The sequence below is a fragment of the Microbacterium shaanxiense genome (assembly GCF_054779995.1).
Window position 1 is genome coordinate 1 of sequence record NZ_BAAGXE010000008.1, and the last position, 13,557, is coordinate 13,557.

The window sequence follows — 13,557 nt, forward strand, 5'->3', positions numbered from 1 at the left end:
CGGGCATGTTCCCATCCTCTCGATAAAGGAACGGAACGAAACCCAGGGCGGTTCACCAAGCCTGAGCCAGCTCTTTTGCTTCCTCGGGTGTCGGGCCAGTGGCGGTAACCATAAGAGACGTAGTGTCCTGCGGGTTGGTCACACGCACACGAGCGACCAGTCCCTCCGGCGATGACCCGAGACCAAGTTCTGCGATTGCGTGTTCCGCCACAGCCCGCCACGAACCGAGTTCGAGATACGACTTGACCCGACTCTGCGCGAGTTGCGTTCCGACGAGTGCGGCTCCGCTGGTGCTGTTTCCGCCTACGGCCGTGACAATGCCAGTGGTGTCGGCGGAATAGACGCGCGGTTGCAGCGAATTCCATCCGAACGCCGCGCCGACACTAAGAACCGTAGCGACCAAGATCACGATCCAATGCGTGCGCACGATGCGGACGTAGTCCGTCAGCTCCATCATTTCTCCCAAACATCTGACCGGCAGCCCCGCACGTACGGCATCTGAGATGCCGTCTGCTGACGCCCCTACCGTCGACCGCTGAATGCCGTGTCACAGCATGAGAAGTACAACCCATGGCATGAGAAGTACAACCCATGAGTTACGACGAGTCGGCAGCCGAGATCTGACCCGACGAGTTGCGCGGCAATCCGCTGCCCGCTTGCACTCGGCGATGACAGCGTGCATGCCTGGCAACGAACATCGAACTTGCGCCCGACGCATTCGTGAGTTACTGGGAGTCCGCAACGTTCAAGATGCGAGGAGCGCACAACCGACATAATCCGACCAGCGCCAACAAGTGGATCCAGCAGATAGTGTCCTCGCGTGCGCTGCACCAGTGGCACCGTGACACGGCCGTCCTCGCCGATTCCGGCACCCGCACAGCCGGGCTCCGCACGATGACTGCGCCTAAACGCAGTCTCGGCATAAGCCCTGTTGACGCCCCGCGGGCGACGACCGCCGCGTCGTGGCGCAGGCACGCCTGGGCCACGAGCTGCACCTCTTCGGGCGTGCGCGGGCGCACGAGACAGACGGGCAGCGACCACTCACTCCGCCCACTCGGCATCATCGTGCGCCTAGCTCTCCAGCACATCCGGGTCTGTCGTGAGACGGTCGGGCGGGAGAACGGCGGCGAGATCAGCGAGGAGCGCTGACCCACTCGCCGTCGTCATCGTGGGGCGGAGTCCGCGCGCGTGTGGCAGGTCTTGAGGTAGCTGAGGAAGGATGCCTGCAGCCCCGTGAGGTGCGTTTCGTGCAGCATAGCCCTCGTGATCCGCTCCGAACGTCCCCGGGCATGCAGTTCCTCCAGGACGGTGAGCAGGTTGCGTCCGATCTCGCGATAGATCGGGATGTCCCCGAACAGCTCGGCTTCGTTCAGCGTGACGTGCAGCCGTCGGGCCGACGAGGCGGGCTCGCGCTCCGGCAGGGCCGCGATCAAGGGGAACACCTGGCTGTCCGTGGCCGCGACGCCCGGGCTGCCGGCGCCGAACGTCGCGAACGGATAGGTCTCACGCAACCAGGCGTACAGGGCGAAGAGGCCCCCATAGGAGTATCCGAAGAGGCCATGCCCGCTCTCGCTGACCCGGACTTTCGACTGCAGAAGCGGGTGCAGCTCCTCGGTCAGGAACGCGAGGAACACATCGGCATGGGTGTCGGCCAGCTGGGCGAGATAGGCGTCCACGTGCTCCGGACTCATCGCCCCGGAGTCGCGGGCGGCCGCGAGCGTCCTCCGCATCTCGTCGCCGACGGGTTCTCCCGGCGGCACGAGGTCGCGGTTGCGGAGCTGTGCCCACTGCGCGGCCTCGTCGCCGGCGTAGCCGACGCTGACCTGGATGTAGGGGGCGACGGTGAGGTAAGGGTCCGCCTGGGTGACGATGAGCGGAGCGGTGAACCCGACGGCCCAGTTGCCGTCCACCACATAGATCAGGGGCAGCGGTTCGGTGGACTCGGCATAGCCCGGGGGCGTCGTCACCCAGACGCCGTAGCGGCGCCCTGACCGGGCCGTGATCTCGAAGTACTCCGTGTCGACCAAGCAGCCGTTCAGCATCGCGCTCACTGGGTGTCTCCCTTCATGATGCGGCCGGCCTTCACGACGAAGGCGGCCATGTCCGGATCCGCGAAGACGCGGGCGTCGTCGAGCGGGTTGCGCGCCCAGGCGACCATGTCGGCCGTCATCCCCACGCGGATCATGCCGACGGTGTCGCCGATGCCGAGGATGTCGGCGTTCACGCGGGTCGCCGAGACGAGTGCCTGCATGGGCGACTCCAGCTCGGCGCGCAGCCGCAGCTCCTCGCCGCGGCGGTACTGCTCGGGGCCGAGGAGGTCGGAGCCGAGCCCGACCCGCACGCCCGCTTCGCGAGCGATCCCGAGGGCGGTGACCATGCGCCGACGGGCTCCTGCGACACGGTCACGCGCCGAGGGGTCGAGGTCCAGGCTCTCCGGGTCCATGACCTGATCGACCACCGCGAAGGTGGGGACGAGCGCCACGTCATGCTCGCGCATCAGGTTCACAGTCGGCTCGTCGATGTCGGTGCCGTGCTCCACGCAGCGGACCCCGGCCTGCACGGCGTTGCGGATGCCGGCGTTGTTGTGGGCGTGCACCGTCACGTAGGTGCCGCGTGCCGCTGCCTCCTCGACCGCGACCGCGATCTCCGCCATGGTGAACTGCGTGTCGTCGAGGCTGTCGTGGGATCCGACGACGCCACCGGTGACGCACAGCTTGAGGAAGGTCGCGCCGCGGCGGAACGACTCGCGGACGTTGCGGCGCAGTTCGTCGGCGTTGCCCGACATGAGCGACAGCGCGGCGAGGCCGGGGACGTGGTGCGTCTCCCACAGCTCGGTCGGCTCCCACGCGGCGCCGTAGTAGCCGTGTCCGCCGGTCTGACACTGCACGGGGCCGCACGAGAGCACTCGAGGACCACGCACTTTGCCCTTCGCGATGACGTTGACGACTCCCCCGTCGATGCCTCCGGTGTCGCGCACCGTGGTGAAGCCGGCGTCGAGGGTGCGGCCGGCTGTGACGAAGATGTCGGCCGCGATCTCCGCGGCCGAGAGCTGGAAGCCGAACTGCGCGCGGATCGGGCTCGAGAGTCCGAAGTGCACGTGGGCGTCGATCAGACCGGGCGTCAGCAGCATGCCGTCGAGGTCGACGGTGGTCGCGTTCGCCGGAGCATCTCCGATTCGGGTGATGATGCCGTCTTCCACGCACACGTCTGCGGGCGAGGGCTCGGCACCAGAGCCGTCGGCGAGGATCCCGCCTGCGAACCAGGTCTTTGTCATCGAGTCCTCTTCCGAGATCGACCGCGTCCTCAACAGTGGTGAATTGGTTGTGCGCTAACGTACTCAACAGTGGTGAAGAAATCAACGGAGGCAACATGCGAGCACCGGTGGGCGAAGGAAAGGCACGTCTCCTACAGGCGCTGTTCGACGAGTTCGGCGAGAACGGCCCCAGCCCGAACCTCTCGATGCGGCAGGTGGCGGAGCGGCTCAGTGTGCACCACACGCTACTGACCTACCACTTCAGTTCACGACCGGGCCTGCTCAGCGCGGTGCTCTCCGAAGCACGCCGCCGCGACAACCTCATGATCGCGGCGACGAGCGAGGGCCTTGGGTTCCTCGAGCTTTTCCGGGCAATCTGGGACTTCTACTCGAGCGCGGCGCAGGAGGAGCGGACCCGTGCCTTCTTCCACCTGATCGGACTGGCCGTGTACGAGCGCGGTGCCTACGACGAGTTCATCGCCGACCTCGACGATCTGACGCACCTCCTCGAAGCAGCTGCCCGTCGCGATGGATTCACGGCGACGGATGCCGCACAGTCGAGCTTCGTCGCCGTCGCCGGCATGCGCGGGCTGCTACTGCAGCGGCTGCTCAGCCCGTCCGCGGAGGTCGATGCTGCCGCAGAGCGTTTCATCGCATCGTTCGCGAAGGAGCCGACACCATGACCCGGGGCTACTCCCACATCGTCATCGGCGCCGGAGCCATCGGATCCGCGGCCGCCTACTGGCTGTCGCAGGCTGGCGCAGAGCGCGTTCTCGTGTTGGAGCAGTTCGAGCTCGGCCACGCCCTCGGCTCGTCCGGCGACCACTCGAGGATCATCCGTCGGGCGTACCACCGCGACGACTACACGAAGCTCACCGACGCGATGTTCGCCGCGTGGGCGCACGTCGAGGAGCGCTCCGGACTGAAGGTCTACACGCAGACCGGAGGCATCGACCTCGCGCTGGCGGACAGCCCGGGCGCGGCGGAGATCGACGAGTACCGACGGGCGATGGACGCGGCCGGCATCCGCTACGATGAGCTGACGATCGACGACATCCGCGGCCGGTACCCGCAGTGGAACGTGACGGACGACACGATCGGGATCCATCAGGCGGATGCCGGCATCCTCGACATCCGCCGCTCCGTGTCGGCCCACGTGTCGCTCGCCATGGCCGCCGGGGTGGAGTTCCGCTCTGGTGTCGTCGTCACGGGCGTGCGGGTCGACGCCGACGGGGTGACCGTCTCGACGTCGGAGGGATCGTTCGACGGAGACCATCTCGTCGTCGCCGCAGGATCCTGGCTCGGAGACCTGATGCCCGACCTCGGACTGACGTTCGCTCTCACGCTGAGCCAGGAACAGGTGGGGTACTTCTCCTCGCAGAATCTCTCCGACTTCACTCCGGACAGATTCCCGATCTGGATCCACCACAGCAACGAAGTGCACTACGGATTCCCCGTCTACGGCGAAGCGGCCGTCAGGCTCGCACGCGACATGCGCGGCCACTTCATCTCCCCCTCGGAGCGTTCCTTCGTCCCAGACGACGACGAGCCGGAGGTCCTCCGCGCCTTCCTCCGTGCGCACCTGCCGGGCGCCGACGGCCCGTTGCTGATGAGCAAGACGTGCGTGTACGACATGCCCGCCGACCGGGACTTCGTGCTCGACACCATCCCCGACCATCCCCACGTCGCCGTGTTCAACGGCGCCGGCCATGCGGGAAAATTCGCGAGCCTGGTCGGGCGGATTCTCGCCGACCTGCTCACGGTCGGCCGCACGGAGCACGACATCTCGTCGTTCAGCCTGACGCGACCGGCGATCGTCGACCCCGACTTCGTGCCCGTCTTCCGGCTGGGAACCGCGTGAAAGGGAGACCGTATTCTCCCACTCCCGCAATCGTGCCCGCTCTCGAACCCACAAGGCGACGGCAACGTCAATGGCATCGGAGTCCGACGAGAATACGACGCGATCTGCCCGGTGCGACGACACGTAACCGACGCCCCGACGCCTTTGACGGACCATTCAGCGACCAGGCATACAAGCGGTGAAGGGCCTCCGTAGTAGTAGTAGTAGTAGTAGTAGTGCAGAGGCCATGTCCGGAATCGATGACGCGAACCTTCGACTGCAGGAGAGCACCTTCTCGGTCAGGGAACATCTCCGTGGGTGTCGGCGAGCGAGGCGCGGTAGGCATCCAGGTGCGTCGCCGGGTCCCCGAGGACTCGACGAGGTCGCTGACGCGCACGCGACCTCGAGTCACGCTCAGCCGGGAAGCGTGAGGCCGTGCGAGCTTCTCGCAACCAGGACACGGTACGGTGTTGCGCGTGATCGAACGCGAGACCGCCGCCCCGACCGTCGATGTCGCGACGCGCGAGGTCGCCGTGGTCGGGCCAGGAGCGATCGGGACCACGATCGCCGCGGCGCTACACGAGGCCGGACGCACACCGACCCTCTACGGCCGCACGCCGCGCCCAGGACTCCAACTCCTCACAGGAGACAAGCGCATCAGTGTGCCCGGCCCGGTACATACAGATCCGGATCAGGCGCCACACCCTGCCGATGTCGTATTCCTCGCGGTCAAGGCGACCCAAATCGACGGTGCCGCGCCGTGGCTCGCCGCGCTGTGTGGGCCGGACACCGTGGTCTGCGTCCTCCAGAACGGCGTCGAGCAGACCGCGATGGTCTCCCCACATCTCCCGCCAGAGGCGAGGATCCTCCCGTCCGTGGTCTGGTTCCCCGCGCAGGCGCAGACCGACGGCTCGGTGCGTCTGCGCGGCGAAGCGCGGCTCACGCTGCCCGACGCGCGTGGGAGCCTCCGGATCGCCAAGGTTCTTCGTGGCACGAGGTGCGCCGTCGACCTCTCCCCCGACTTCCTGGCCGTCGCGTGGCGCAAGCTCCTCCAAAACGCGGCAGCCGGCCTGATGGCACTCACCGGGAGGCGCTCGGGTATGTTCGCGCGCGACGACGTCGCCGCCTTGACCCTCGCGTACCTGCAGGAGAGTCTGCGCGTCGCCCGTGCCGAAGGCGCGCGGCTCAGCGACGCCGTCCCGGATGAGGTCCTGGCGCGATTCCAGTCATTCCCCGCCGACCTGAGCACGTCAATCCTGACCGACCGCGAGGCAGGGCGCCCGCTGGAATGGGACGTCCGCAACGGGGTCGTCTCCCGCCTCGGCCGAGTCCACGGCATTCCGACACCGATCGGCGACATCGTCACGACGCTCCTCGCCGCGACGAGCGAAGGACCGGGCTAGCCGGTACGAATCGGCGGTCGACGGATTCCCCGCGCCCGGCTCGCAACTCTCGACTAGTGGGTGAGCAGCACTTTCGCGATCCCGATCCCGAACGCCACCAAGGCGAGCACCACACCGCTCCAGAGCGCCCTCAGCGTCAGAGCCTTTCCGCTGAACCGCTGCGTGAACACCCCGACGAAGCCGATGCGCACGGCGAGGACGATGACCGCGGCGGCCTGTCCCCATACCGACGGAAGCCAACCGAACCACGCCACTGCGAAGAGCGCTGCCGGTATCAGTGCCGACGTGGCGATAGGGCGGGCTGTGCTGAGCACCTCGCGCAGAGCCGCACGGTGCGCAGTGGGTTTCTTCTCGTCGGCGGTCTGACCGAACCCGTGCGCGACCACGTGTGCGAGTACGTGGGCGAGGAACGTCAGGAGACCCGTGGCGAGTACCGTCCACACCGCCGCACCATGGTGGATCTGGTCGGGCGTCACCGCGATCGCCGCGCTCAGGACCGTGATGTTTCCGTAGACGTAAGACGACAACCATTCCCGCACCTTTCCCACGGGCATGTCTGGTGATGGGTGGCGGCGACCGCGCCCAAGGGGTCGACGAGGCTTCCGGGCGTCGCCGGAGTGGGATGACATGGACACGTCCTTCCTTTCACACTGCCGAGCAATACCGCCGGTGAGGCTTAGAGCTAGTCTCCGGTGAGGCCCGACAACACTCCCGCCTGATGCGCGATGATCACCGCATGTACGCGATCACGCGCGCCGACCTTCGCGAAGATCCGCCCGACGTTGTTCTTGACGGTCGACTCCGCAAGATGCAGCGTCGCAGCGATCTCGGCGTTCGTCGCCCCGCGTGCGATCTCTAGGAAGATCTCGTACTCGCGGGGGCTGAGCTGGGCGACGGAGGTCCGTGCCGACGAACTCGACGAGGTCTGGTTCGGTATCCGGGCGGTCAAGCGTGAGAGGAGACGCCGTGTCGCGCTGGGCGCGATGACGGCGTCCCCGGCGGCGATGGCGCGAATGGCGGAGAGGATGTCGCTGGGTTCGGCGTCTTTTGTGAGGAATCCACTTGCTCCCGCTTCGAGGCCGTCGATCACGTACTCATCGAGATCGAAGGTCGTCAGCAGCAGCACCCTGACGCTCGGAGCCTCCGCAACGATCCTCCGCGTGGCCTCGATGCCGTCGATCCCCGGCATCCGCACATCCATGACGACGACGTCCGGTCGTAGGCGAAGCGAGTGCTGGATGGCCTCGGCGCCGTCCGCGGCCTCGCCCACGACTTCGATCCCGTTCTGTCCGGCCAGGAACATGCGCATGCCCATCCGGTGCAAGGCCTGATCATCGACGAGGAGAACTTTCATCGGACGCACCGCCTTGCCTTGGAATCACTGCCCTGACGAGCCACCCGGCAGCGGTCGGACCGACTTCGAGGGTACCGCCGAGCGCTGCGACGCGCTCTCGCATGCCGATGATGCCGTGTCCCTCCGTCCACGGCGCTGGCGGCTCCACCCCGGAAACGGAGCCGCGGTCCGCCACAGAGACGATCACGTCACGCACATCCGCGACGACACGTACCGTGACCGCGGTCCCGACCCTGCTATGACGCAGCGTGTTGGTGAGAGCTTCTTGGACGATCCTGTACACCGTGAGCTGGTGGGCCGGCGGCAGCTCACGAAGGTCGCCGTGACGCTGATCGTCGATGCGGAGTCCTGCACCGCGTACCGCGTGGATCAGATCACCCAGCTGCGACAGATCGGGTTGCGGCGCGAGTGGAAGGACGTCGTCGTCATCGGCGGAGCGGAGCAGACGGAGCACCTGCCGCAGCTGACCGACCGACGCCCGGCTCACTTCTCCTATCGCGGCGAAAGCGCGTTCAGCGTCCTCGGGCGAGGAGTGCGCCACGTTCTGACCGCCAGCGGACAGCGAGGCGATGACGGAGAGGTCATGTCCGATCAGGTCATGCATCTCGCGAGAGATCCGTGACCGTTCAGCGACTGCCGCTGCCCGTGCCGCTTCGTCGCGCTGTTGCCGCTGTGCGTCGCGAGATGCTCGCAACTGTGCTCCGGCGAGGAGCGCCGCTGCGCTCATGGCTGTGACCGGAAGGAGCACTGCCGCGCGATCTTCGAGCGCAAGCGTGCCGAGCCTGCCTGCGCCGGCAAATGCTGCGAGTGCCACGACGCCGGCGAGTGCAGCGGCGATCGCGAACGCCCTCTTCCGGCGCAGTCCCACATGGAACAGCAGTATCCATATCGGGAGGTATCCCCACGGCGGGTCTTCCCCGGCCAGCGCGCTCGTCACCACGCCGGCGCTGAGCGCGACGGTCGCGATGACGAGCGCGAGCAGAGGAGTCCGGCGGCGCAGTACGACCATGCCGCACGTGACCAGGAGGACCGGCATTCCGACCGTCCGGAGGCCGGCCGAAGCGCTGGTGCAGGCGAGGAAGACGACGAGGGCGAGCACGACATCCCATACGAGGGGGTGGGCGGCGTCGAACGCCCTCACCCAGTCTCGTCGTCGTGTCATGCCCGCCACCCCGCTTCAGCCGTCGAACTTCTTCAACCGCCACCACGCCAAGCTACCAAGCACGGCCAACCACGCCATCAAAATGATGCCGGCAGTGACGGCGCCGTACGGTTCGGTGCTCAGCCCACCCGATCGCATGATGTTGATTGCCGCGAGTGGCATGTAGTCCGTCACCCCGGCGAGAGATTCGGGGAGGAACGTCGGGAGGATCTGCGGCCCCATCTGGAACAGGCCGAAGTACAGGCAGATCGCGCCGGCCGCGTTGCGAAGCAGCCACCCCAGCAGTACGCCGAAGAGTGCGCCGTAAGGCATCATGAGCGTGCCGCCGAGCGCTCCCCAGAACATGTCGGGGGCGAATAGGGACATTCCGGCCGCGGACGGAACCGTACCCGTCGCCTGAAGCAGCAGGTACAGCAGAACGGTCGTCACAGCCGCGAGAACTGCGGAGACGCCCGTGACGACCGTCGCCTTCGCGAGCATCACACCCGTACGACGAGGCGCCACGGTGAGGCTGGTGCGGATCGAGCCGCTGGCGTATTCGGTGCTCACGCTCAGCACGCCGAAGACGACGAGCACCAGCATGCCGACCGGATAGATGGCGGTCCAACCAAACGGTATGTGGCCGGCGTCGCCGCCGCCCAGTGTGGTGCCGTCGATGATCATGTAGGCGCAGAGGCCGATCGTGAGCGCGAACGCGGCGCTCAACGTCATCCACAGCGAGCGGATCGTCCAGAGCTTGCGCCACTCCGAGCGAACGAGACCGGCACCGGTGATGCGTTCCCGACCTCGCGGTGCGGTCAGGACCGGGACAGCAGGTGCGGTGGTCATGCGACGGCCTCCTCGTGAAACGTGTACTCGACAGCGTTGCGGGTGATGTGCATGAACGCTTCCTCGAGTGATGCACGTTCGGTGGCGAGTTCGTAGAGCGTGACTCCCTGGTCCGCGGCGATGATCCCCACCTCACGAGCGCTGAGCTCGCTGACGAACAGCGTGCCGTCATCCGCCCGGCGCACCTCGACGCCGGAGTTCTGGATCGCGTCGGCGAGGCGTGGGGCCTCTGGCGTCACGACGCGGGTGGTCTGCGGGGCTACCGACTCGATGACGTCGTCCACGCTGCCCGCCGCGAGCAGACGGCCTTGCCCGATGACGACGAGGTCTTCCGCGATCAAGGACAGCTCGCTCATGAGGTGAGAGGAGAGGAACACGGTCCGTCCTTCGGCGGCGAGCCGCACGAGAAGGTGTCGAAGCCACAGCACCCCGTCCGGGTCGAGTCCGTTGACGGGTTCGTCGAGCACGAGCGCGGTCGGGTCGCCCAGGAGCGCGGTCGCGATACCGAGCCGTTGGCTCATGCCGAGCGAGAAGCCGCCCGCCCGCTTGTCTGCGACGGCTCCCAGTCCCACCATCTCGAGCACTTCAGTCGCTCGGGCACGGGAGATGCCGTGAGTGTCGGCGACGACGAGAAGATGGTTGAGAGCGGTCCGGCCGGGGTTCACGGATCGCGCGTCGAGCATGACGCCGAGATGACGAACCGGATCGGGGAGGTCGTGATATCGGCGCCCGCCGATCGTGATGTCGCCGCTGGTGGGCCGGTCGAGGCCGACGAGCATGCGCATGGTCGTGGACTTGCCTGCGCCGTTCGGTCCGAGGAATCCGGTGACGACGCCCGGGCGCACGGTGAAGGTGAGGTCGTCGACGACGGTCTTCTCGCCGTATCGTTTCGTGAGGTTCTGACTGGTGATCATGTCTTCAATGCTGAGTTTTCGCCGGCCGTCAGGACATCTGCCTGCGGTACTCCCCACTACCGCCCGTGGTACCTCTCTTCATCGTCCGTGTCCGGGTCGACGAGCCTCTGCCCATCGCGCAGGTGCGTCACCGCATCGACAGCGGTGAGCGCCATCGCGAGGGCCCCGTCGACAACCGCTGCTCCGGCAGCGGGTCCGATCGCATCGTCCGCGAACTCGCGTGTGTGCGGGTCCGAAGAGCATCCCTCGATTGCGATGAGCGGATGAATCGAGGGAATGGCATGAGACACATTGCCCATGTCGGTCGACCCGCCAGGCGCCCCTGTGTGGGGGCGCGGCGAGCGCCCGAGAGTGGCGAGGTTGCGGTCCCATGCACGGGCGAGCACCGGATTCTGGACGACATCGGCATATGTGGGTTCGGCGTGCTCCCACGTCCAGGAACAGCCGGTCGCGGTCGCACCGGCCTCAAAGCAGGCGAGGATACGGCGCTGTACACTCTCCACCGCCTCCAGCGTGTCAGCGCGCACTTCGGCGCGTACTCGTGTCGAGGACGGGATGATGTTCGTCGCCTCGCCGCCGTGCGCAATGAAGGCGTTGGCTCGCACGCCATCCGGGAGGTGCTGTCGAAGGAGTCCCATGGCTACGAGTCCGATCGTCGCCGCGTTCGCCGCGTTCACTCCGTCAGGACTCGGAGCACCGGCATGGCCGGGGTGGCCCTGGAAGGATATGTCGAATCGGGCCACGGCCTGTGTGCGCACATCGCCGCAGTGCAGATCGTCTCCAGGGCCTCCGTGCACCATGAGGGAGAAGTCGACGTCGTCCCACGCGCCTGCTTCCAACATGAGGATCTTTCCCCCACCGTGTTCCTCCGCCGGGGTTCCGAGGAGTTTCACGCGGATCCCGAGGCCGTCAGCGACCCGTGACAGTGCAATTGCCGCACCGACTCCGGCTGCCGCGATGATGTTGTGTCCGCAGGCGTGACCGAGGCCGGGAAGCGCGTCATACTCTGCGCAGATCGCGACGGTGATGTCCCCGTCGCCGAACGTGGCTTCCACTGCGGTGTCGAGCCCGAACGCCCCTGTGCGCGCGACGAATCCGGCATTGCGCAGCGTTGTGGCCACCTGTGAGGACGCGTGATGTTCTGCGAAAGCGAGCTCCGGATGCTGGTGGATCTCCACGCTCAACGCCAGCACCTCTGCTTCCCAGCTCGCGCGGGAGGCGATCACCGCGTCGCGGACTCCGGCGGCGACGGCGTGGGACGGGGATGGTGGGGCGGTTGTCATCGTTCCTCGATTGGTTCGGCGGCAGGTGGATTTGAGGTCTCGCGGAGCGGTGCCGCGGCGGCGACCCGCACGCGCAGTCCGACGACGGCGAGTACCAGCGATATCGCCAGGCAGATCGCCCAGACAGCGACGAAAGACGAGGGAGTGGAGCGGGGCCCAGTTGCGCCGCCGTCGCCGCTCGTGGTGACGAACAGAGTCATGACGAGAGCGAATACCGCCCCGGCGGCCGCTCCTGCCGCCGTGCGAGCGGTGTTGAAGAGCGCTGACGCGATACCGACCGAGTCCGCTGGCGCATTGCGGACCACGACCGCGGGAAGAACCGCCAGCAGGACTCCTGCAGAGATGCCGCCGAGCGCCATGGATGCGATGAACAGCGCGGCCACCCCGGCGGAGACGATCATGAGAGCGAAGCTCGCGGCGGCTGTCACACCGGCGAGCGCGATCGCTCGGTGGGGTGAGATCCGGCGTGCGAGGCGATCCCCGAGGAGCGTGCCGAGGAAGGCCGCGAGCGCATACAGCACGATGATCGCGCCGGCGGCTGCGGGTGGAATCCCGAGACCGTATCCGTCTCGTGAGTTATCTCCGAGGAGCCAGAGGAAGCTCGCCGTCTGACCGCCGTAGGTCTGAGCGCCGAAAAGCAGCGAGGCGACGATCGGCAGCCCGATCCCCCCGCGAGTGAGCATCGTGAGGTCGACCAGTGGATCGGCGATTCTGCGCTCCACAATCACCCACAGCGCCAGCACCGCCGCTCCACCCAGGGCCAGGGCGAGGGTGCGCGGATCTCCCCATCCCCATGTGCCGGCGTTCGACACACCTGTCAGTATCGCGAGCAGGCCGATCGTCAGCAGGACCGCTCCGACGATGTCGACACGGCCTCGCTTTCGCACAGCGGTCTCGGGTATGAGGAGCACGACGACGGGCACGCACAACGCGATGAACACCGCGGGGATCAACAGGACGATCGTGAGATCGCCGGTCGCGCCGAAGAGCAGCCCGGACAGAAGGGAGCCGACCGCGGCGCCGAGGGTCAGTGCGCCGACGAGCACTCCGATGCTTCGGCTCGCCGATCGCTCGTCTCGGGCGCGGACGATCGCGAACTCCAACGGCAGGAACGCCGCGAGCGGTGCCTGCAGCGCCCGTCCGAGGAGGAACAGCTCGAATGTCGGTGCGAAGGCGACGACCAGCGATCCCGCGGCGACGAGTGCGGTCGCCACGACCAGGAGCCGCTTGTGCCCGAACATGTCGCCGAGCTTCGCCAGGATGGGGACGCAGGCGACGGTCATGAGCATGTACATCGCGCTCACCCAGTTCAGCGCGCCGGCGCCGACACCGAACTGCTGACCGATCGCGGCGAGCAACGGCGAGAACCAGCCCTGCAGCGCACCACTGCCGAACTCCATGACGACCAGAAAGCCGACGACACCGATTGCCGAGCGCCCCCGGGAGAGTCTCTGCGACATGACGTGCTCCTCCGTCGATTCCAATGCGATGGGACATGTTCACCCGCGAGCGCGAAGAGG

General features: G+C 67.1%; 13 protein-coding genes. 3 read left to right on the plus strand and 10 right to left on the minus strand.

What is annotated here, in order from left to right; genetic code table 11:
• Window positions 1-52: 52 nt before the first annotated feature.
• From ACYVG2_RS18650 to ACYVG2_RS18660, 3 genes are all read right to left on the minus strand, one after another.
• The gene (locus ACYVG2_RS18650) at window positions 53-457 is read right to left on the minus strand and encodes a YveK family protein (RefSeq protein WP_460782356.1); all 405 of its coding nucleotides are present in this window, start codon (window positions 455-457) and stop codon (window positions 53-55) included.
• A gap of 706 nt (window positions 458-1,163) precedes the next feature.
• The gene (locus ACYVG2_RS18655) at window positions 1,164-2,042 is read right to left on the minus strand and encodes an alpha/beta hydrolase (RefSeq protein WP_460782399.1); all 879 of its coding nucleotides are present in this window, start codon (window positions 2,040-2,042) and stop codon (window positions 1,164-1,166) included.
• Between the two features lie 5 nt (window positions 2,043-2,047).
• Window positions 2,048-3,274: a metal-dependent hydrolase family protein gene (locus tag ACYVG2_RS18660; protein WP_460782358.1), complete on the minus strand. Its 1,227-nt coding sequence runs from the start codon at window positions 3,272-3,274 to the stop codon at window positions 2,048-2,050.
• Between the two features lie 95 nt (window positions 3,275-3,369).
• Between ACYVG2_RS18660 and ACYVG2_RS18665 the strand changes: the two genes are divergently transcribed.
• From ACYVG2_RS18665 to ACYVG2_RS18675, 3 genes are all read left to right on the plus strand, one after another.
• Window positions 3,370-3,936 carry a TetR/AcrR family transcriptional regulator gene (locus ACYVG2_RS18665; protein WP_460782359.1) on the plus strand — a complete coding sequence of 189 codons (567 nt, stop codon included), beginning with the start codon at window positions 3,370-3,372 and terminating at the stop codon, window positions 3,934-3,936.
• The gene (solA, locus tag ACYVG2_RS18670; RefSeq protein ID WP_460782360.1) at window positions 3,933-5,114 is read left to right on the plus strand and encodes an N-methyl-L-tryptophan oxidase; all 1,182 of its coding nucleotides are present in this window, start codon (window positions 3,933-3,935) and stop codon (window positions 5,112-5,114) included. Before ACYVG2_RS18665 ends, solA begins: the two co-directional genes overlap by 4 nt.
• A gap of 455 nt (window positions 5,115-5,569) precedes the next feature.
• Window positions 5,570-6,496, plus strand: a complete 927-nt coding sequence (locus ACYVG2_RS18675; protein WP_460782361.1) for an oxidoreductase — start codon at window positions 5,570-5,572, stop codon at window positions 6,494-6,496.
• Window positions 6,497-6,549: 53 nt separating this feature from the next.
• Here the strand turns inward: ACYVG2_RS18675 and ACYVG2_RS18680 are convergent, their stop codons facing one another.
• The 7 genes from ACYVG2_RS18680 to ACYVG2_RS18710 all read right to left on the minus strand — a co-directional run bounded on the left by ACYVG2_RS18680 (window position 6,550) and on the right by ACYVG2_RS18710 (window position 13,497).
• Window positions 6,550-7,050, minus strand: a complete 501-nt coding sequence (locus ACYVG2_RS18680; protein ID WP_460782362.1) for a hypothetical protein — start codon at window positions 7,048-7,050, stop codon at window positions 6,550-6,552.
• Between the two features lie 128 nt (window positions 7,051-7,178).
• Window positions 7,179-7,850, minus strand: coding sequence for a response regulator (locus tag ACYVG2_RS18685; protein WP_460782363.1), 672 nt, complete (start codon window positions 7,848-7,850; stop codon window positions 7,179-7,181).
• Window positions 7,828-9,012 (minus strand): sensor histidine kinase, encoded by a 1,185-nt coding sequence (locus tag ACYVG2_RS18690; protein WP_460782364.1) that lies wholly within the window; start codon window positions 9,010-9,012, stop codon window positions 7,828-7,830. Before ACYVG2_RS18690 ends, ACYVG2_RS18685 begins: the two co-directional genes overlap by 23 nt.
• A gap of 15 nt (window positions 9,013-9,027) precedes the next feature.
• On the minus strand, window positions 9,028-9,840 hold the full coding sequence (locus tag ACYVG2_RS18695) for an ABC transporter permease (RefSeq protein WP_460782365.1): 813 nt from the start codon (window positions 9,838-9,840) through the stop codon (window positions 9,028-9,030).
• Window positions 9,837-10,754 (minus strand): ABC transporter ATP-binding protein, encoded by a 918-nt coding sequence (locus ACYVG2_RS18700; RefSeq protein WP_460782366.1) that lies wholly within the window; start codon window positions 10,752-10,754, stop codon window positions 9,837-9,839. Before ACYVG2_RS18700 ends, ACYVG2_RS18695 begins: the two co-directional genes overlap by 4 nt.
• A gap of 56 nt (window positions 10,755-10,810) precedes the next feature.
• Window positions 10,811-12,037, minus strand: coding sequence for an amidohydrolase (locus ACYVG2_RS18705; RefSeq protein WP_460782367.1), 1,227 nt, complete (start codon window positions 12,035-12,037; stop codon window positions 10,811-10,813).
• The gene (locus tag ACYVG2_RS18710; RefSeq protein ID WP_460782369.1) at window positions 12,034-13,497 is read right to left on the minus strand and encodes an MFS transporter; all 1,464 of its coding nucleotides are present in this window, start codon (window positions 13,495-13,497) and stop codon (window positions 12,034-12,036) included. Before ACYVG2_RS18710 ends, ACYVG2_RS18705 begins: the two co-directional genes overlap by 4 nt.
• Window positions 13,498-13,557 lie beyond the last annotated feature (60 nt).

Bases quoted from the DNA above. Each gene is read 5' to 3' on its own strand.
- ACYVG2_RS18655 (WP_460782399.1), bottom strand. From the start codon at position 2,042: ATGCTGAACGGCTGCTTGGTCGACACGGAGTACTTCGAGATCACGGCC.
- ACYVG2_RS18680 (WP_460782362.1), bottom strand. From the start codon at position 7,050: ATGCCCGTGGGAAAGGTGCGGGAATGGTTGTCGTCTTACGTCTACGGA.
- solA (WP_460782360.1), top strand. From the start codon at position 3,933: ATGACCCGGGGCTACTCCCACATCGTCATCGGCGCCGGAGCCATCGGA.
- ACYVG2_RS18710 (WP_460782369.1), bottom strand. From the start codon at position 13,497: ATGTCGCAGAGACTCTCCCGGGGGCGCTCGGCAATCGGTGTCGTCGGC.
- ACYVG2_RS18660 (WP_460782358.1), bottom strand. From the start codon at position 3,274: ATGACAAAGACCTGGTTCGCAGGCGGGATCCTCGCCGACGGCTCTGGT.
- ACYVG2_RS18695 (WP_460782365.1), bottom strand. From the start codon at position 9,840: ATGACCACCGCACCTGCTGTCCCGGTCCTGACCGCACCGCGAGGTCGG.
- ACYVG2_RS18690 (WP_460782364.1), bottom strand. From the start codon at position 9,012: ATGACACGACGACGAGACTGGGTGAGGGCGTTCGACGCCGCCCACCCC.
- ACYVG2_RS18665 (WP_460782359.1), top strand. From the start codon at position 3,370: ATGCGAGCACCGGTGGGCGAAGGAAAGGCACGTCTCCTACAGGCGCTG.
- ACYVG2_RS18705 (WP_460782367.1), bottom strand. From the start codon at position 12,037: ATGACAACCGCCCCACCATCCCCGTCCCACGCCGTCGCCGCCGGAGTC.
- ACYVG2_RS18650 (WP_460782356.1), bottom strand. From the start codon at position 457: ATGATGGAGCTGACGGACTACGTCCGCATCGTGCGCACGCATTGGATC.
- ACYVG2_RS18685 (WP_460782363.1), bottom strand. From the start codon at position 7,850: ATGAAAGTTCTCCTCGTCGATGATCAGGCCTTGCACCGGATGGGCATG.
- ACYVG2_RS18700 (WP_460782366.1), bottom strand. From the start codon at position 10,754: ATGATCACCAGTCAGAACCTCACGAAACGATACGGCGAGAAGACCGTC.